General features: G+C 60.2%; 19 protein-coding genes. 4 read left to right on the forward strand and 15 right to left on the reverse strand.

Annotation, left to right across the window (positions count from 1 at the left end; genetic code table 11):
* The first annotated feature begins 1 nt into the window (after position 1).
* Positions 2 to 688, forward strand: coding sequence for a protein-methionine-sulfoxide reductase heme-binding subunit MsrQ (locus tag IPF85_RS12965; protein WP_343408502.1), 687 nt, complete (start codon positions 2 to 4; stop codon positions 686 to 688).
* Between the two features lie 163 nt (positions 689 to 851).
* Here IPF85_RS12965 and IPF85_RS12970 read toward each other — a convergent pair whose 3' ends face one another.
* The 7 genes from IPF85_RS12970 to rpsB all read right to left on the reverse strand — a co-directional run bounded on the left by IPF85_RS12970 (position 852) and on the right by rpsB (position 7,945).
* A complete protein-coding gene (locus IPF85_RS12970) occupies positions 852 to 1,967 on the reverse strand; it encodes a M23 family metallopeptidase (RefSeq protein WP_343408503.1) in 1,116 nt (371 codons plus the stop codon).
* Positions 1,968 to 2,177: 210 nt separating this feature from the next.
* Positions 2,178 to 3,431, reverse strand: a complete 1,254-nt coding sequence (gene rho, locus IPF85_RS12975; protein WP_343408504.1) for a transcription termination factor Rho — start codon at positions 3,429 to 3,431, stop codon at positions 2,178 to 2,180.
* A gap of 622 nt (positions 3,432 to 4,053) precedes the next feature.
* Positions 4,054 to 4,845, reverse strand: a complete 792-nt coding sequence (locus IPF85_RS12980; protein WP_343408505.1) for a phosphatidate cytidylyltransferase — start codon at positions 4,843 to 4,845, stop codon at positions 4,054 to 4,056.
* Between the two features lie 45 nt (positions 4,846 to 4,890).
* On the reverse strand, positions 4,891 to 5,610 hold the full coding sequence (gene uppS, locus IPF85_RS12985; RefSeq protein WP_343408506.1) for a polyprenyl diphosphate synthase: 720 nt from the start codon (positions 5,608 to 5,610) through the stop codon (positions 4,891 to 4,893).
* Between the two features lie 54 nt (positions 5,611 to 5,664).
* A complete protein-coding gene (gene frr, locus IPF85_RS12990; RefSeq protein ID WP_343408507.1) occupies positions 5,665 to 6,222 on the reverse strand; it encodes a ribosome recycling factor in 558 nt (185 codons plus the stop codon).
* 229 nt (positions 6,223 to 6,451) lie between these two features.
* Positions 6,452 to 7,045: a translation elongation factor Ts gene (gene tsf, locus IPF85_RS12995; protein ID WP_343408508.1), complete on the reverse strand. Its 594-nt coding sequence runs from the start codon at positions 7,043 to 7,045 to the stop codon at positions 6,452 to 6,454.
* Between the two features lie 15 nt (positions 7,046 to 7,060).
* Positions 7,061 to 7,945 (reverse strand): 30S ribosomal protein S2, encoded by an 885-nt coding sequence (gene rpsB / locus IPF85_RS13000; RefSeq protein WP_343408509.1) that lies wholly within the window; start codon positions 7,943 to 7,945, stop codon positions 7,061 to 7,063.
* 452 nt (positions 7,946 to 8,397) lie between these two features.
* Between rpsB and IPF85_RS13005 the strand changes: the two genes are divergently transcribed.
* Positions 8,398 to 9,036 (forward strand): sigma-70 family RNA polymerase sigma factor, encoded by a 639-nt coding sequence (locus IPF85_RS13005; protein WP_343408510.1) that lies wholly within the window; start codon positions 8,398 to 8,400, stop codon positions 9,034 to 9,036.
* Between the two features lie 327 nt (positions 9,037 to 9,363).
* Here the strand turns inward: IPF85_RS13005 and IPF85_RS13010 are convergent, their stop codons facing one another.
* A complete protein-coding gene (locus tag IPF85_RS13010; protein ID WP_343408511.1) occupies positions 9,364 to 9,873 on the reverse strand; it encodes a hypothetical protein in 510 nt (169 codons plus the stop codon).
* Positions 9,874 to 10,079: 206 nt separating this feature from the next.
* Between IPF85_RS13010 and IPF85_RS13015 the strand changes: the two genes are divergently transcribed.
* Positions 10,080 to 11,375, forward strand: a complete 1,296-nt coding sequence (locus IPF85_RS13015) for a DNA replication/repair protein RecF (RefSeq protein WP_343408512.1) — start codon at positions 10,080 to 10,082, stop codon at positions 11,373 to 11,375.
* Positions 11,356 to 12,738, forward strand: a complete 1,383-nt coding sequence (locus IPF85_RS13020) for an FAD-dependent oxidoreductase (RefSeq protein WP_343408513.1) — start codon at positions 11,356 to 11,358, stop codon at positions 12,736 to 12,738. The genes IPF85_RS13015 and IPF85_RS13020 overlap by 20 nt, the downstream gene beginning before the upstream one ends.
* 19 nt (positions 12,739 to 12,757) lie before the next feature.
* Here IPF85_RS13020 and IPF85_RS13025 read toward each other — a convergent pair whose 3' ends face one another.
* The 7 genes from IPF85_RS13025 to IPF85_RS13055 all read right to left on the reverse strand — a co-directional run bounded on the left by IPF85_RS13025 (position 12,758) and on the right by IPF85_RS13055 (position 18,670).
* Complete coding sequence (locus IPF85_RS13025; protein WP_343408514.1) at positions 12,758 to 13,225, reverse strand: hypothetical protein; 468 nt, start codon at positions 13,223 to 13,225, stop codon at positions 12,758 to 12,760.
* Positions 13,226 to 13,979: 754 nt separating this feature from the next.
* On the reverse strand, positions 13,980 to 14,888 hold the full coding sequence (gene speB, locus IPF85_RS13030; RefSeq protein WP_343408515.1) for an agmatinase: 909 nt from the start codon (positions 14,886 to 14,888) through the stop codon (positions 13,980 to 13,982).
* Positions 14,889 to 14,904: 16 nt separating this feature from the next.
* The gene (gene speY / locus IPF85_RS13035) at positions 14,905 to 15,996 is read right to left on the reverse strand and encodes a deoxyhypusine synthase (protein WP_343408516.1); all 1,092 of its coding nucleotides are present in this window, start codon (positions 15,994 to 15,996) and stop codon (positions 14,905 to 14,907) included.
* 194 nt (positions 15,997 to 16,190) lie between these two features.
* Positions 16,191 to 17,195, reverse strand: a complete 1,005-nt coding sequence (locus IPF85_RS13040) for a rod shape-determining protein (RefSeq protein ID WP_343408517.1) — start codon at positions 17,193 to 17,195, stop codon at positions 16,191 to 16,193.
* 97 nt (positions 17,196 to 17,292) lie between these two features.
* A complete protein-coding gene (locus IPF85_RS13045) occupies positions 17,293 to 17,619 on the reverse strand; it encodes an MFS transporter (RefSeq protein WP_343408518.1) in 327 nt (108 codons plus the stop codon).
* A 317-nt stretch (positions 17,620 to 17,936) separates the two neighbouring features.
* Positions 17,937 to 18,401 (reverse strand): MFS transporter, encoded by a 465-nt coding sequence (locus IPF85_RS13050; RefSeq protein WP_343408519.1) that lies wholly within the window; start codon positions 18,399 to 18,401, stop codon positions 17,937 to 17,939.
* The gene (locus tag IPF85_RS13055; RefSeq protein ID WP_343408520.1) at positions 18,401 to 18,670 is read right to left on the reverse strand and encodes an MFS transporter; all 270 of its coding nucleotides are present in this window, start codon (positions 18,668 to 18,670) and stop codon (positions 18,401 to 18,403) included. The genes IPF85_RS13050 and IPF85_RS13055 overlap by 1 nt, the downstream gene beginning before the upstream one ends.
* Positions 18,671 to 18,683: the final 13 nt, after the last annotated feature.

Raw genomic sequence — 18,683 nt, forward strand, 5'->3', positions numbered from 1 at the left:
GATGACACGTTGGTTGAGATGGGGCACCCACAGCGCGGCGCTGGCGCCGCTGGCGGTTATTCTGTTTCTGGCCTGGCAGGGCCGGCTGACAGCCAATCCAATTCAGGACATCACCCTGCGCACCGGGCAAACGGCGCTGGTGTTGCTGGTTCTTTCCCTGTCCATCACCCCGCTGTACACCGCCTTCACGATCAAGGAACTGCTGCCGCTGCGGCGACGACTGGGATTGTATGCCTTCCTGTACGCGACGCTGCACTTCCTGATCTTCATCGGCCTGGATTACGGCTTCGATCCAGAATTGCTGAAGGAAGCTATCTTCGAAAAACGCTACGCCCTGGTGGGATTTGCGGCCTTCCTGGTAATGCTGCCGCTGGCCCTCACCTCCACCAAAGGCTGGATGCGGCGGCTGGGCAAACGCTGGAAGGCGCTGCACCGCTGGGTTTACGTCGCCGCGCTGCTGGTCATCGTACACTACGTCTGGCTGGTCAAATCGGATATCCGAGTGCCGCTGCTGTACGGAGCGATCGTTGGCATCCTGCTGGCGCTGCGTATCCCAGCGGTGACCCAGCGTGTGCGCCAGTTCCGCCAGGCCAGGCGTGGAGGGCGTGCATCGGACGCAGCCACGGCCGCAGGCCGGCGCGTGGCGCCCAAGTCACAGCCGCCCGGCCGTGAATCAACGGCCGATTGAGTCCAATTATCTGCACCACAAAAGACGGCCTGTCTTGGCGACAGGCCGTCTTTTGTGATGCAATTGTTATCCTGGCTTGAGCTTAGGAACGAGAATTAAATAAGTGTCCGAACATAGCCACCCCGTGGGTCGTTGAACCAGACAATTGAAAAATTCTCGTTCCTTAGGGCAGCATGCTCAGCGGGTTGCGCTGAGCGCCGCGCACACGTACTTCGAAGTGGAGGTGCGGGCCGGTAGAATTGCCGGTGCTACCCACATTGCCGATCACCTGGCCCCGCGTGACCGAGTCGCCAACCTTGACGCTGAACTTACTCAAATGGGCATACAGGGTCTGCATCTGATTGCCGTGATCAATGACCACATGGTATCCGTAGCCGTAGGGGCTCCAACCGGCAGCCACCACATAGCCGGCATCGGCTGCCTTGATCGGCGAACCGAGCGGCGCCGCCAGGTCAATACCGGGATGACGACTCCAGAAGCGTTGGGTTATGCGTGCAGACGCCGGCCACATCAGGGCGCCGGTACCCTTGCGCGCGCTGTTTGGCGCCGTTGCAAAACCAAGCGCCCTTGCAACGAAGGGCTTCTCGCCACTGGGCACGATCAGCATCTGACCCACGGCCAACGGCTGATTGATGTCGGTGAGTTTGTTCCAGGCGTAACTCACGATGGTGCTCGCTGGCACCTTGTACTTCTTGGCAATGCTGGTGACCGTGTCACCCTTGACGGCTTTGTGATACACGCCACTGACCGGCAGCACCACTAGTTTCTGTCCCAGGCGCAGAAGGTCAGGGTTGTCCTCCAGATTTCCATTGGCCCACATCAGGGTTTCTGGTGAGACATGGAAACGCTGTGACAGGTCGTAGACGGTATCGCCAAGCTGGACAGTGTAGGTGATGATGTCCAAGCGCGGGCGATCAGGAATCTGCGTAAAAGGGACGGCATTACGGATCAGCGTGTCGCGTCCGAAGAAGTTGTTACCACCACGTGCATCCATGTCGCTGTCTGCACTGGCAGTCTGTGTACTGGTCGAAGCTGGTGTGCTGGCAGGTAAATCCCATTGCGGTAATCGAACCTGGCTCAAGGCCAGAACGAGCACCGCAACCAACAGCAGAGCCAAGTGTGACGCGAGACGGATAACGGACGCTGAGTTGCGGGGGTGGTTGAATTGTGACCTGAATCCGCGCCAGAGGGCGATGATCTGTTCAGGGACAATGCTGTCGTCATGCGAGTCCGGCAAGGCATCATCGTCGGCAGTAGCGCTATGCAATTGCTTTGGCATTCTTTCCCATCTCCACCCTTCGGTCTCTTTTCTTCAGAGCGAGGGAAGGTTGTTTGGGGTGATGTCATCGGGTGTCAACGGCTGCGGGTTCGCGCAAGCTCGCAGAAAAATTATACCATCGCCCGCAGAAAGCGCAAAATCGCGCTGTCAGCATGAACAGAACTTCATCTTCACAGAGAAACCAGGATCAAAGGCCGGGCAGGCAGCGCCTTAGAGAGACTCTTTGTGCAGGGTCGCCAGAAATTCTTTGTTCGAGCGCGTGCGTGCCATGCGTTCCAGCAAGGGCAAAATAGCATCTGGGCCACCCCCGATGGCGTCGAGCATGCGCCGCATGGTCCAGACGCGTGCCAGGGTCTCTGGATCCAACAGGAGTTCTTCGCGCCGCGTACCGGAGCGTTCCATATCGAAGGCCGGGAAGATGCGGCGTTCGGCCAGGCGACGACTGAGGACCAGTTCCATGTTGCCGGTTCCCTTGAACTCCTCGTAGATCACATCATCCATGCGGGAACCGGTGTCAACCAGGCAGGTAGCCATGATGGTCAGGCTGCCGCCTTCTTCAATCGTACGGGCTGCGCCAAAGAAGTGCTTGGGCGGATAGAGCGCCGCGGGGTCAATACCACCAGACAGCGTACGACCACTGGGCGGAACGGTCAAGTTGTAGGCGCGTGTCAAACGGGTAATGGAGTCAAGGAGAATGGCGACATCGCGTTTGCCTTCCACCAAGCGCTTCGCGCGCTCCAGCGCCATCTCCGCGACGCGCACATGGTTGGTGACCGGTTCATCGAAGGTTGAACTGATGACCTCCGCCTGGACCGAACGATCCATATCAGTCACTTCCTCTGGGCGTTCGCCAATCAGCACCACCATCAAATGGACATCAGGGTGATTCAGGGAGATGCCATTGGCAATCCGCTTGAGAATTGTGGTCTTGCCGGCTTTCGGCGGCGACACAATCAGGCCTCGCTGACCACGGCCGATGGGTGACGCCATGTCAATCAGGCGGGTGGCCAGCAGATTCGGCTCAGTTTCCAGCAACATCTGCTTATCCGGGAAGATAGGCGTCAAACGCTCGAAGACGGGGCGCTGCTTGGCCACTTCCGGATCAAGGGCGTTGACCGCTTCTACCTTGAGTAGGCCAAAGTATTTCTCTGTATCTTTGGGCGGTCGCACCTGGCCGATGACCAGGTCCCCGGTGCGCAGGCCAAAACGGCGGATTTGAGACTGCGAGACATAGACGTCCTCCGGGCCTGGCAACAGGTGGTCAGCACGCAAGAAGCCGATGCCATCCTGGACGATCTCAAGCACTCCGCCACCAAAAATGTAGCCCTGCTGCTCGGCATGGGCGCGTAACAGGGCCATGATGAGGTCATGCTTTTTCAGGCGCGAATAGCCGGTCAACCCCAGGTCGCGCGCCATGGTTTGGAGTTGTTCGAGGGTTGAGTTTTCAAGATCAGCAAAGTTCACGGTTGGAGTCTCCATTTGCGAAAGTCGCGGCTGTCAGCCAGAGGGCGACGCGCATGACGGTAACATGCCGCGGGAGCGACATCGGCGGCATGCTGAGGAATGAGAATTTCTTGACTTTCTGGTTTAAGGGCCTACGGGGTGGCTATGTTCGGACACTTATTTGATTCTCGTTCCTTGATTGGGTCGAAGTCAGGACAAGTGCTGTTGCGGGACGTAGCAAATACGCGCTCGTAAAGTCAGATGGCGTAGGCAAGCACGGTTGGTGCTAAAACGCAATTCAGATGGGAGTGTGGCTGTCAGAGCAGTCACTCAACGTGAATCAAAGGATAATTACACCTACTGAGGGGCGTCCTCAAAAAGATTTTTGCGCTGCCGTTCGGAATAAACTCGATGGTAGCCAGAGGACGCTCAACCTGTCGCAGTATGAAGAGGTCTTATTCAAGAATTGATTCAAGAAGAATACTGCGGCACGCACTAGCTTGTGCTGAAATCATTATAGCATTTTGCTCACAACACGTCAAGTAGTTTGACTGCTTTTTTCGTACTTTTTTATTGTTTGTCCGGCAAGTCAGCCAGGCGCAGGCTCGGTAGGTTGGAAAAATCAGGTCTCCGTACCGGCATCCTACCGGGCGCCGATCAGGAAGGCCCAGTAATAAACCACGGGTATCACAAACAACAGGCTGTCAATGCGATCCCACATACCACCGTGGCCGGGGATCAGGTGGCCTGAATCTTTCGCGCCCATCTGTCGTTTGACCATAGACTCCGCCAGGTCGCCAAAGGGTGCGACCAGGCAGACAAGGCCGCCCAATGCTGCACCGGCCCAGGGCGATTGACCCACCAACCACGGCCCAAGCAGCGCGCCCGCCGCCGTTCCCACCAGCCAGCCCCCGATTGCGCCCTCCCAGGTCTTTTTAGGGCTGTGGCGCGGCCAGAGTTTGTGCTTGCCCAGGCCGCGACCGCTGAAATAGGCGCCGGTATCGGTGATCCAGGTCAACAGTAGCCCCAACAACAGCCACTGCAAGCCGGCCGGCAGATTGCGCAGGGCAACGAAGTGATTGAGCAACAGACCAAAGTAGATCACGCCGGCCAGTGACCACGCCCAATCGGTGACCGGCGTCTGGCCGCTACGAAACAGGGCAATCACCAGTGACAGCACGATCAGGGCAGTCAGCAACAGACGCAGAGACCAAGCTTGTGCCCAATACGCCTCGCCAATGACCGCCAGGATGCCGATCAACCCCGGCCAACGCAGCGGTGCGCTGCCGCCCTGAACGAGTAATGAAAAATACTCCCAGCCAGCCAGAAAGCCAACCAGCAGCATCAAGCCCAGGAACCAAAGGCCTCCCAGGTAAGCAAGACCCAGCACCAGGGGCGCCAGCACAAGGGCACTGATGAAGCGCTCGCGTAGCATATCAGCTTAGGTCTCTATTGGCCGCACAGTGGCAACACGGTAGCGTCATGATGGTGTCTTGACCTTGCCAAAACGCCGATCGCGGTCTTCGAAGTCCTGCAACGCGCGTCGCAGCTCCTCTTTGTCGAAATCGGGCCAGAAGGTAGGCGTCGCGTAGTATTCGGCATATGCGGCCTGCCAGATCAAGAAATTACTCAGCCGGTACTCGCCCCCGGTGCGGATGATGAGGTCCGGGTCAGGCAGCCCCCCCGTGTACAGGTAACGAGCAAAAACGTCCTCCGACACATCATCGGGCTTCAGTCCGTCCTGTATGATTTGCCGCACCGCGTCGACAATTTCGGCCCGGCCACCGTAGTTGAAGGCCACGTTGAGAATGATGCGCTGATTGTTTTTGGTTAGTTCGAGCGCGTCACGAATCTGCTGCTGCAAACCCGGCTCGATCCCGGCCATGCGGCCGCTGTGGCGGATCTGCACACCGTTGGCGTGCAGATCCGCTAACTGGCGGCGGATGGTTTCACTCAGCAACTTCATCAGGCCACTGACCTCGGCGGGCGGTCGCGCCCAATTCTCTGTGGAAAAAGCGTAGATGGTCAGCGCCTTGATGCCGAACCCCACCGAGGCTTCGAGCACGGGCCGGATGTTGTTCACCCCGCCGCGATGACCGAGCAAGCGTGGCATGCCCCGCGCCTGCGCCCAGCGTCCATTGCCATCCATGACGATGCCCACATGGTAGGGTACACGCCTGAAGGAAGTGCCACTAGTCATGGGCATGGTCTCGCGATTCTCAATCCGAGTGACGGTTGCAACACAAAACCCTGCTTACACTTCCATGACTTCGGTCTCTTTGTCGCGGCCGATAGTATCTATCTGTTCAATTTGGCGGTCGGTCAGGCGTTGGATCTCGTCACGCCCATGGCGCAGATCGTCTTCTGAGATCAGCTTTTCCTTTTCGAACTCGCGCAAATCCTCGATGGCATCGCGCCGGATGTTGCGGACAGACACGCGCGCTTCCTCCACGCGCTTGTCTACCTGCCTGGCAAGCTCGCGCCGGCGTTCTTCCGTGGGCATGGGGATGATCAAACGCATGATCTGACCATCGTTCGAGGGATTCAAACCCAGGTCGGACTTCAGAATCGCGCGCTCGATGATGCCCATATCGCCGCGGTTGAAGGGCTTGATCGCAAGCAGGCGCGGCTCAGGGGCGTTGATAGTCGCCAGTTGTTGCAGCGGCGTCGGCATACCGTAGTATTCGACAGACAGATTCTCAACCAAGGCCGGCGAAGCTCGGCCGGTGCGCACTTTTTTCAAATCCTCACGGAGTGCATCTATGGTCTTATGCATCCGTTCGGCCGTGTCATGAAGCACGTCTTTGACCATGACAGAAACTCCCCTGTTCTGAAAACCTGGTTACACGATTGAGGGCCATGCGGGAAAAGGCTGACAGCTTTGCTTGAGCCAACGAAGGGCAGCCACACGTGCCTACCCTTTCGATGACCAAACAGCAAGGCGAGGTTCATAATGGGCCTAAGTTCACCAACCGACTCCCGAGTGATTCTCAGCGTCTGCTCACGCAAGGGAATCGCAGGCTCATTTAGGCCCACATGGACTAATTGCCCAGTTCGAGGCGAGCGAAGCGACGGACGACGATATTCTCGCCCAGCCGCGCCACCATGTCGGTCAGCAGGCTTTGGATCGTCACGCTGTCATCCTTGATGAAGGACTGTTCAAGCAGGCAGGTTTCTTCATAAAACTTAGCCAGCTTGCCCTCGATGATGCGCTCGAGCACATTGGCCGGTTTATTTGCATCGTCCAGTTGGCTCAGGTACTTCTCTTTTTCATGGGCGACTACGTCGGCCGGCACATCTTCGCGACGCACATAGAGCGGTCGAGCGGCCACCACTTGCATGGCCAAATCACGGGCCAGCGCCTGGAACTGCTCGGTGCGGGCCACAAAATCGGTCTCGCAATTCACCTCGACCAGGGCCGCCATCTTGGCGCCCATATGCACATAGTTGCCGATGATGCCATTGCTTGCCTCACGGTCGGCCTTCTTTGCAGCCGCGGCCAGCCCCTTCTCGCGCAACATCGCGACCGCTTTGTCAATATCACCCTGCGTGGCATCCAGCGCTTTGCGGCAATCAAGCACGCCGGCGCCGGTCAAGTCGCGCAGTTTCTTAATCAGATCAGCACTGATACTCACAGATCGTTCTCCTCACTACTCCGCGCTGTTATCCAGGGACGAGTCAGCGGCAAAATCGTCTTCATCCACATTGCCCAGGTCAGCGGCGCCTTCAGCGTCGGTTTGTGCCACGTCAAGGCCGCTCTTGAGGCGGTCAATGGTGTCCTGACTGCCGTATTGATCGAGCATGTCGGCCTGGTTTACTTCCTCGGTGCCTTCCTCCGCCGCAATCACCTCGCGCAGACGCCGGCCTTCGATCACCGCGTCGGCCATCTTGCCGGCAATCAGCTTGATCGCGCGAATGGCGTCGTCGTTGGATGGGATCGGATAGTCAATGGGGTCAGGGTCCGAGTTGGTATCCACCATGGCGATGATGGGAATACCGAGCGTGCGCGCTTCCTTGATGGCCAACTCCTCGTGGTGTGTATCAGATACGAAGAGGATATTGGGGGGCCGCACCATCGGCTTGAGGCCGCCGATGCGCCGCTCCAACTTGGTCATCTCGCGCTCGATGTCCAGCACTTCTTTCTTGGGCAAACGGTCCAACTCGCCGCGCGCCTTGCGCTGATTGATGCCGCTCATATAATCAATGCGTTGACGAATGGTGCGATAGTTGGTCAGGGTGCCGCCCAGCCAGCGCTGGTTGACAAACGGCATACCGGCACGGTCAGCTTCCTGGCGGATAGTCTCCTGGGCTTGCTTTTTGGTGCCGGCGAAGAGGATGGTGCCACCGTCTTTGACGGTGTCGCGAACAAGCGCGTAGGCTTCTTCAAGGCGGTGCAGCGTCTGCTGTAGGTCAATGATATGAATGCCGTTGCGTTCGGTAAAAATGTACGGCTTCATCTTAGGGTTCCAGCGCCGCGTGCGGTGCCCAAAATGGACGCCTGCTTCAAGCAGCGCCTTCATCGAAATGACTGCCACTGGTGTACTCTCCTTCTGTTGGTTATTACGTCCGCCCCTCAACTCCAGCTACCAGACCCGGTGCAGTGCGCAGGCACCCCGATAGCCGTCTTTCCAGTCGTGCAACTGGGTAGAGAAACGTGTTTGATATGGGTCAAAACCCAAAAATGGATTGTAACACAGGCATCTTGGTTTACCAAATAGACGCAAACAGTTTGATCGCGCCGACGTCGCCCCAGATTGATGCAAGAAGCGCGGCCGGCGTCTGTCCTTACACACAGAGGTGACATGACAACTCGTCATTCTTCGGCGTGTTGTGCGTCTGCAAATATGGGCCCGCCAGCAAAATTCATGCTTCCAACCGACTGCGCGTGTGCTATACTGCAAGCGGGCATAGACTACGCTTTTCCGCCTGAGGAAACAGGCGCAATTCGTGCCCCCTTGCAATACATCATCTATGGTGTGAGGCGCCGATGGCTACAGACCAGGCAATGGGGATTCGTACGAACCAGGAATGGGTGCAATTACTGCGTGAGCAGCGCGCCGACAGCTATGAAACTCTCTGGCGTTACCTGTACAAGGTCACGACCAATCTGTGTACGCGCCGCCTGGCTGACCTGCCGCCCGAACGCCAACTCGCCATGGCTGAGGAGTGCGCACAAGAGGCCCTGGTACAAGTGTGGCGCAAGCTCGATTCCTACCGCGGCGATGGGCCGTTCCTGGGCTGGGTGACACGCATCGCCGTCAACAAGCTGCGCGACCGCCTGCGCCACGAACGCCCCTGGCAAGCCAAGACGGAGATCACCGAAAATCTGCAGCCCACCTCATCAGATCCAATATCCGACGTTCTCGCCCTTCTCATGCAAGCCCTGCAACAACTGACTCCCTGCGAGCGCCATGTGCTGACTGGACGCCTTCTGCAAGAACGCAGCAGCGAAGAAATCGCCACCGCGCTCGGCATCTCACGCGGCAACGAACGCATCATCTACCTCCGTGCCCGCCAAAAGGTCAAAACAGTGTTACTTGCCAACGGTTATGCACCAGCCGCCAGGCGCGCCGGACCCGCTGTCAAATCCGCGCCCTCAGGCGACGGACCGCTTCTCAAGAAATAGAGATTCGGTGCTGGATACGCGTCAGGCTCGCGCAGTCGGCCCTGACTGGCCTGCTGCAGCACCCAGCGCAAGTCCTCGTACTCCTGCCGGCAAACCGGGCAAACCGCCAGGTGATGGGCGATGCCTCTCCGCTCCTCTCTACGCGCCAACACAGGCGACAGAAAAAACTCCAATCGCTCACGCACTTCGGCACACGCCAGCAGTCGGCCCATCCTCCTGGCCCGCAAGACATCGCGCCAACTGCGTCTATTCGATGAATCCCGTACGATCATGATCGCCTCTCCGGGCATGGATTTTGTGTTAGTGACGTTTTGCACATGAAGTCTGTTACAGTCCCGATTCCGTGGCCCCAGGTGCAGGCTCAGGCTGCCAGCCTCTGAGGCGTGCCAGCAGCGGCGCCAGGCGATGTTCCTGGCAGCGCACCTCATAATCCCAATACCATCCGCCGGTCTGCTCGCCAGGCTGCTGACCAAAACGAAAGCGCCTGCGATATCGGGTGCGGTGCAGATGACACAGACGCTTGCCGCACTGGCTGCACGCGGCCAAAACCTGGCTGAACTCCTCACCGCACACGCCGCAGGTGCGAAAAACGACATCGCCCGTTCGCTTGCGCTCCCACTGCTGCCGATCCAGCGCCAGTTCTGCGCGGCTTCGATCTGCACATTCCTGGCACGCCCACACCCCGAACAGCGCAGCCAGTTCTGGCTCTAGTGCTTCTCGGTGTTCTTCACACACCGGTAAATGACACTGCGGACAGTCGGCGCCGGCTGACTCTCCACACAAATGGCAGGCATTGGCTGTAGCTGGTATCACCTTGTGGTCGCGGTTGGGACGCAAACGCGGCGCACGCTCCTCAGCCCGCGCCGATAGAAGTCGTGAGAGCTTGCCAGTCTGATTTCTTGTGGGTCTTTCCATACTTTCTCTGCACCTGCAATCAACGTCGTGAATTGTTGTGTCAGTTTCTGACGGAGTCAGTGAACAAACCGTAACGCAAACTTCCATTTTCAGCCCGGCCGGTCTATAATCTGCTGCCGGAGCATCATGTGAACCTGACATCTCTCTCGCTGACCAATTTTCGCAATTATGTAAGACTGGAACTGGCGTTGAGCAGCGGCTTGACCCTGATCCAGGGGACGAACGCGCAAGGAAAAACCAGCCTGCTCGAAGCTGCCTACTACCTGGCTACCAGCAAATCACCTCATGCCGGGGTGGAACGGGAACTGGTCAACTGGCTGGCGCGTGAAGACGCCAATCGCTTTCTACGTGTGCAGGGCCACGTGCGCCACAACGGCCCGAGCGGCGCCAGCGAGCAGTTGGAAGTGATTCTTGCGCCCACCAACGGCTCAACCGCCAGCTACGGCAAACGGGTCCGCATCAATGGGGTCGTGCAGCGAGCCATTGACCTGGTGGGCCATCTGCGCGTGGTGCTTTTCCTGCCTGAAGATATCGAACTGGTGAACGGCGCGCCGACCGGGCGCCGGCGTTACCTGGACATTGCGCTGTGCCAGATCGAGCCAGATTACTGCCGCACCCTCAGCACCTACAACCAGGTGATTCAGCAGCGCAACGCCTTGCTGCGTCAACTGCGCGAACGCGGGGGCAGCGCGCAGCAGTTGACTTTCTGGGATGACCAGGTGGTGAAACTGGGCGCACACCTGATGCAGCGACGCCAATGGTTCATCAGCGCGCTGGAAATGGCCGCCCGTGAGCGCCAGCGCGCGCTGACCGATGGGCATGAGCGCCTCTACCTGGAATATCTACCCAGCGTTGACCCGGCTCGGGATCCGGCCCAAGTAGCGAATCAACTCTTGTTAGCCTACGACGTGATCGCCGAAGGGCACACCCCCTACGCCGCCCATTCCGAACGAGAAATCGCCCAGGCCTTTCAGGCGCAGCTCCAGGCCGTGCGCAGCCGCGAGATTGCCGCAGCCATGACGTTGCTCGGCCCGCATCGGGACGATATGCGCTTCCTGGTGCAGGGACGTGATCTGCGCACCTACGGCTCGCGCGGGCAACAGCGCACGGCCACCCTGGCCCTCAAGCTGGCCGAGGTTGCGGTGATGACGCAGACCACGGCCGAGACGCCAGTGCTGCTGTTGGATGACGTCATGTCTGAGCTGGATGAATTCAGGCGCGCAACCCTGCTCCAGGCGCTGGATGGCGTGACCCAGGTGCTGCTCACGACGACAGACTGGGATGATTTCACGCCTGATTTTCGCCAGCGTGCGCACAATCTGCACATAACCGAGGGTCGCGTTGCGGAGGCGTCAGGGGACCCAGGCGAGGCTGACAGGGAGATCAGCCAGGAAAGGCACAACCATGGCGAAAAGGCAGGCTGATGTCGTCATCTGCGGCGCGGGGATTGCCGGCATCTCAACCGCGTACTACCTGGCAACGCGCTACGGCGTGCGCAACGTCGTGCTGGTGGATGAACGCCCGCCCCTCTCACTGACCAGTGACAAATCCACGGAGTGTTACCGCAACTGGTGGCCTGGCCCTGGCGACGCCATGGTCAGCCTGATGAATCACAGCATTGACCTGCTGGAGACGCTGGCGCGCGCGACCGCCAACGCCTTTCACCTGAACCGGCGCGGCTACGTCTACGCGACAGCCAACCCGGCGCAGGTAGAACGCCTGGCCCAGGCCGCGGCTGAGACGGCCAGTCTGGGCGCCGGCGCGCTGCGCGACCATGCAGCCGGCGCCGCCCGCTCGTCCTATCGGCCGGCGCCGCCCACCGGCTTCGAGAACCAACCGGACGGCGCGGATCTAATCACCGACCGGGCGCTGCTGCGGGAGCATTTCCCCTACCTGGCGCCCGACGTGGTGGCCGTGCTCCACACCCGGCGCTGCGGCTGGTTCAGCGCGCAACTCTTGGGCATGCTGATGTTGGAACAAGCGCGGGCGTTGGGCGTGCGCCTGCTGTCTGGCCGCGTCACTGCCGTGGAACAAGCCGCGGGGCGGATCAGCGCGGTGCGCATCAACCAGGCTCAGGGCGAAACCCTGATCGAAACCCCGGTGTTTGTCAATGCGGCCGGCCCTTTACTGGACGATGTGGCGCGGCAACTTGGCGTGGTGCTGCCGGTTCACAGCGAGCGGCATCTCAAGCTGGCCTTCAGCGATCACCTGGGCGTGGTGCCGCGCCACGCGCCCTTCCTGGTATGGGCTGATGCACAGCGGCTGCCGTGGGACGACGAGGAGCGCGCCTGGCTGGAGGAATCTGAGGAGACGTGCTGGATGCTGGAGGAATTCACGCCTGGGGTACACGCCCGGCCCGATGGCCCGGCCGACAGCCCGATCCTGCTGATGCTGTGGGACTACCACGCGCGCCCCGTCGAGGTGGTGTTGCCTGTGCCGCTCGACGCCGAATTCCCTGACCTGGTGCTGCGTGGACTTTCCACGATGCTGCCGGGGCTGCGCGCCTACTGGGGTCGTGCGCCCAAGCCCCGCCTGGACGGCGGTTACTACACCAAGACCCAGGAAAATCGCCCGCTGATCGGCCCGCTCGGCGTGCCGGGCGCCTACGTCATCGGCGCGCTCTCCGGCTACGGGGTCATGGCCGCGCCCGGCGCCGGCGACCTGCTGGCCCGGCACATCAGCGGGCAGGCGCTGCCCGACCATGCGCGTTGGTTCCTGCTCAGCCGCTATCAGGATCCGGCCTACCAGGCTCTACTGGCAAACTGGGGCGCCAGCGGGCAACTGTAGCCTGCAACCATCTCTGGCATCAGGCCTCACCCAAAGGGCCGAAGTAGAACAACGAGGCGTCAGGATCAACGGCGAAGCGCATGCGCTGCAGCATCCCTTCGAGACCAACAAATGAGGGTAGTGTCCAGACTTCACCGGGATCGAGTTGCGGAATAAAAACTATGACGGTCAAACTGATGTCATCGCCATCATCCGCCATGATTTCTGCCGACATGAGATAAGTATCGCCCCGGTACTCGATTCCACGAATAAGCAGGCGCTTCTTCCCCAATGGATCGGTCAGCCTGGGCTTTAGAGGCTCGGCAAGGTCAGGATGGCATATGACAAAAGGAGAGCCTGTGTCTATGGCGGCCACAAGCGGTTGCCCTTCGATCGTCAACCGTATCATGAGCCGCCCGGCTGTTGGCTCGCCGATATTGCCAACAAAGTAGGGTGTGGCGCCGGTGGCAAACGCTCGGCCATTCTTGAGATTCAGTAAACCCGGCACGGAAAACTCCGGGTTGTCTATTTCCAAACGATCTGGGCGACTGTGGCGGAACGAAGATCGCCAATCTGAACTTCAAGCTGTTGGATCGTGGCAGCCGCCGAAACGAGTTGACCATCCCTGACTGCAACCCACTGTCCGTAATACTCGGCGCTGTGTTTGGCAAACCACTGTGTGTCCGCGCGCGCGGTTCCGTCATGAACGGCATGACTCACTTGTGCCGGTCGAGGATTCAACGCCTGTGAAAACTTTCTGCAAGCCAGGATGATAAGGATGCAGGGTGGCGCCGTCGCGCGCCAAAGTCTGCGCCAGGTAGTGTAGTCCGGCTTGAAAAGCCAAACGGGCCACGCGTTCGATGGTCTCTGGCGGCTGCTGCAACCAATCTACTTGTGCGTAAGCCTGGTGGAATGCTTGTTCATTGCCATCTTCAGACGCAACCCGCAGGTGCCAAGACTTCGTCAACGAACCTGGCTTCACAAGAGGCGCCGGCAGACGGTACCGCCCCGGCTCTCTTTCTGCAATTGACTGTCGCCTGTTGTCGTGCTGCCCGGTGAAGGGAGCGGGCGGCGGCGGGCATTCGCAACCACCTGTTGACTGGACAGGTAATTTGCTGGCGTTTCGCCTCGAAGCCGGCTTCTTGATTGAATGACGCCTCCTATACCGCCCCACACCCAGCTGACTGTCATCTTCCGCTCCTGACCCTGCCAGAGGCACGTATTATACCGCCTCACCCCCGCGGCGAATATCATCAGCCGGTCTACTGCCGCCCCTCCAGGGCCAGCGCCAGTGTCTTGTACACCAGCTTGGCCACGGTAAAATCGGCCGCGTGATAGCCGGGGATGGGCGCCAGTTCGACGGCGTCGAAGCCAACGATGTCCGCGTTCTGGGCCACGGTGCGAATCACGTCCAGGGTTTGCCACCAACTCAGGCCGCCCGGCTCTGGGGTGCCAGTGGCCGGAATCAGCGCCGGGTCAATGCCATCCACGTCAATGGTTAGAAAAACCTTGTAACCCCTGACCCACTCTGCCAGTTCAGCCAGATACTCCGGCCCGGCATGAACCTCCTCGGCGAAAAACACGCGCACGGTCTCCGGGTTGGCAGCGATGTAGTCGGTCTCTTCCCGGCAGACAGAACGAATACCGATCTGTGCCAGCGGCCCTAGCTGATGAAAGTGCCGCGCGGCGCAGGCGTGGCTGTAGGTAGAATCCTCGTAGCTGGCGCGCAGATCGCTGTGCGCATCAATCTGCACGGTCAGCAGCGGCGACCCGTCCGCGCAGAAGACCTGCGCCAGGCCTCGCGCCACGCCCACGCTGACGGTGTGTTCACCACCCAGACCGACGACGAACTTACCCGCGCGAGCCTGCTCGGCCACCACTTCCTGAATGGCATCCACCATCGCCGCCGGGCCTTCCATGCTGGGCGCCAGCGCGGGCAGCGTGTGGACGCCCCAGCGCAGCGCCAATTCATCATCGAATTCACGGTCCAGCAGTTCTACCTGCGTGGAAGCCTGCAAGATCGCGCGCGGTCCGTTGCGCGTGCCGCCGCTGTAACTGACGGTAGCTTCGTACGGAATGGGCAGCACGACCACGCGGCTGCGTTCGTAGGCACTAAACTCTTCGGCCAGTCCCAAGAAGTTGTCCGGCGGTAGAAATGTGTAACCCGACATGTTTACCTCACGACTGTCAAAATTCGGAATCAGCCGGCCGGTTCTGGAGGTAGGCCGCAGTCAACGCCGCCAGCAGGGCCGGGCGCTGCTCGTACAGGCGCTTATGCGGGCGAGGCGCGTGCTTCGCCAACGCGTAGGCGGTTAGAATGGGCAGGGCCAACGTGCTGTCGGTGTAGCAAACGATGCTGTCCGGCAGTTGATCCGGGTCCACCTTGCCCCAGGTGACGGCCTCGGAAGGGGTGGCGCCGCTGAGGCCGCCGGTATCAGGCCGGGCATCGGTAATCTGCACGAAGTAATCGTGCCCCTTTTCATCAATGCCCATGATTTCCTGAATTTGCGGCTCGGTCTGCAGAATGAAATTCTTGGGGCTGCCGCCGCCAATGATGAGCACCGCGCTCTTGCCGCCGCTGGTCTTGGCGCCGTAGACGACGGCCGTCGTTTCGTTGACATCCGCCTCCGGGTCGAAGCCCAGTTGGCCGCCGGCCAGGCGCAGCGCGGCCACGTTCATGCCGATGGTCGAGTCGCCAGGGCTGGAGGTGTAAACCGGCACACCTGCGTCGAACGCCGCGCCGAGGACGGAGCGATGGGTCAACCCCAGGCGCAACTCACGCGCACGCACATATTTGCCCAGGTGATAGTGCAACTCGGCTGTGCTCAGACGGCGCTGAAATTCCGGCGCAGCCAGCACGCGACGCAGAAAGGCATCGGATTTGAGCAGCACCTCCTGATCGAAGACGATGTCGTAGATGCGAATGATCTTCTGTGCGCGCAGCTCGACATCGTCCACAAAGGGCGAGGTCTGGAAAAGCTCAAAGCCTAAAGAGCGGTGCAGGTCGTGATAAAGATTGGCGCCGGTGCTGACGATCCAATCAATCATGCCGGCATCAATCAGCGGCACCAGTGCGGCATGGCCCAGTCCGGTCGGCGTGAGCGCACCGGAGAGGGTGACGCCCACGGTGACATCAGGCGCCAGCATCTTGTTGACGAACAGGCGGCACGCTTCACGCAGGCGGGCCGCGTTGTAGGCCAGGAAATAGTCGTCTACCAGGTCGGCCACGCTCAAGTTGGTCGGAATGGGGTGTGGGTCGAGCTTACGACCGTAGGACATCGTGAATCCTCCTCGCTGCTTAAACCTGCTCATGCGCCGAACGAGTTTGGCGCTCCGGACTTGTCGAAGGGCTGATACAAAATGGGGATGTCAAGCCTGCTGGCTCTGCACATCCCCACTCGTTGGCGGTTGTCTCATCTTGCCGTGCGGCCTGTAGCCGGCGACAGCGGCACGCTGACCGCGGCCGGCGCCGGTCAGACCTGCATCAGGCTGCGCTTCATGATGGCGTAGTTCTCCAGCGCCTTGCCGGCGCCGATGGCGACGCAGGCGATGGGGTTCTCGGCCACGTAGCAGGGCACACCGGTCTCTTTGGTTAGCAATTTGTCAATGTTGCGCAGGAGGGCGCCGCCGCCGGTGATAACCATGCCGCGGTCAATGATGTCGGCCGCCAATTCGGGTGGGGTCTTCTCCAGCGTTGCCTTGACCGTGCCCACAATGGCCTGCATCGGTTCGGTGATGGCCTCGGTCACTTCCTCCGAGGTAATCGTGATCGTCTTGGGCAGGCCGGCCACCTGGTCACGGCCGCGCACTTCCATGGACATGTTTTCGGGCATCATGACCGCACTGCCGATCTTGATCTTGATCTCTTCGGCGGTCTGGTCGCCGATCAGCAGGTTGTACTTCTTGCGCACGTAGTTGACGATGGCGTCGTCAATGCGATTGCCGCCGATGCGGATGGCGCTCCAGACCACGATGTCGTACATGGAAACAACGGCTGCTTCGGTTGTGCCGCCGCCGATGTCCACCACCATGTTGCCGGTAGGGGTGTCAATCGGCAAGCCTGCGCCATACGCGGCCGCCAGTGGCTCAGGAATCAGATAGGCTTCGCGCGCACCGGCTTCAAGGGTGGCATCGCGCACCGCACGGCTTTCGACGCTGGTGACGCCTTTGGGCGTCGAAATCATGACGCGTGGCTTGAAGAGCGGGTTGCGGCCACAGGTGCGGCGGATGAAGTAGCGCAGCATGGCTTCGGTGACGACATAATCGGCGATCACGCCATCGCGCATCGGCCGCGCAACTTCGATGCTCTCTGGCGTACGTCCCAGCATATCGGCGGCTTCCTGGCCGACGGCCACGATTTTGCTGTCACGCGTGGCAATGGCCACAACCGATGGTTCTTGCAGGACGATGCCCTTGCCCTTCATGTAGACGAGCAGGTTTACCGTGCCCAGGTCAATACCCAGTAACTTTTCGAACATGCAATCATTTCCTTCTCTAGCTTGTTCGCAGAGATCAATAGGGGCGATTATACGGGAAAGCAGAGTACGATGCAAGTTAGTGCCTGTTGAGATATCCTCACACCAGGCGGGCGGCCCGCTGCGCGCGTCGTTTCGCCAGCAGGCTGAGGATGCGCGCGTGTCGCGCCCGAGGGATGGGGTAGAAAGAGACCAGGATGATACCGGCCACGAAGAAGACGGCCGGGAGCGGACCGGCGAGAAAGCGAATGGTTCCCAGGGCCGTGGCCGGCTGTAGCCCATCCACCAGGTTGGCATTGGCCACGTAGCCGCTGGCCGACAACAGAGTGCCGGTCAGGGTAATTGTCACCGCACCGACCAGTTTCTGAATGAGCGTGATGACGCTGTAATACGCGGCCTCCCTGCCGCTGGGCGCGGCGCAGTTCATCCCAGTCAATCACATCGGGCAGAATCGCCAGCGGGATGGCATGGGCGGCCGAGACACCGATGCCGGCCAACGCGGCCAGGAGAAAGACCAGGTTGGCCCGCCCTGGCGGCATGAAACTGAGCGCCAGGAGCACCACAGCCAGGAACGCCATGCCCAGTTGATAGGCGCGCGGCTTGTCCAGCTTGTGAGAGATCCATACCCACAAGGGCAACGCCAGCACCCCCACCCCAAACAAGAGCAGAAAGATCAGATCGCGCGCGCCGCCATCCAGCCGGAAATAGTCGCGGATGAGAAAGACGAGGACGAATTGAATCAGATCAATCGGCATCCAGGTCAGCAAATAGACGCCTGCGACGATCAGGAAAGCCTTGTTGCTGGCTGCCATGCGAAACGAATCCACCAGGCCAGGCGTGGGCAGGTCCTGAAACTCCGGGCGTTCGCACCACGGCAAAAACCAGCCAGACAGGCAGCACACTGGCCAGCCCAAGCAAGGTTGCCATCACCATATAGGCGCTGTGAAGGGCCGGGCCGCTGACGCCCGCTCCCGCGATGGCATCCACGATGGCCAGGGGAGCCACCGCGCCCAACAAACCGAAGCCGATGGAGAAGGCCATGCGATAGGAGTGCAGCGAGGTGCGTTCGTCATAACCAGGCGCCAATTCGGGCGTCAGCGCGATGTAGGGCACATTGACCAGGGTGAAGAAGGTGTCGAACAGGATGTACATCGCCGTGTAGTAGATCAGCAGTGCGGTCTGGCTGGGCATGGCGGGAACGACCCACATCAGGATGAAGGCCACACCGAAAGGCAGCGCCGAACAAGAGGTAGGGGCGGCGGCGGCCAGCGGGAACAGGTGCGGTCGCTCAGGGTGCCGATGACCAGGTCGTTGAAGGCGTCCCAGATGCGCCCCAGGCCGATGGAAATCCCGGCCAGTCGCGGGTCAAGTCCGACCACACTGACCAGGAAGTCGAGGTAGAGCAACGCCAGGGCGGTGGAAGTGAGCGAAAAGCCGGAATCGCCAGCGCCATAGATGATTTTCTTCCAGGTGGTCATGTCTGACGCCTCC

The sequence above is a fragment of the Candidatus Amarolinea dominans genome, assembly GCF_016704685.1.
Lineage (GTDB): Bacteria > Chloroflexota > Anaerolineae > SSC4 > Amarolineaceae > Amarolinea > Amarolinea dominans.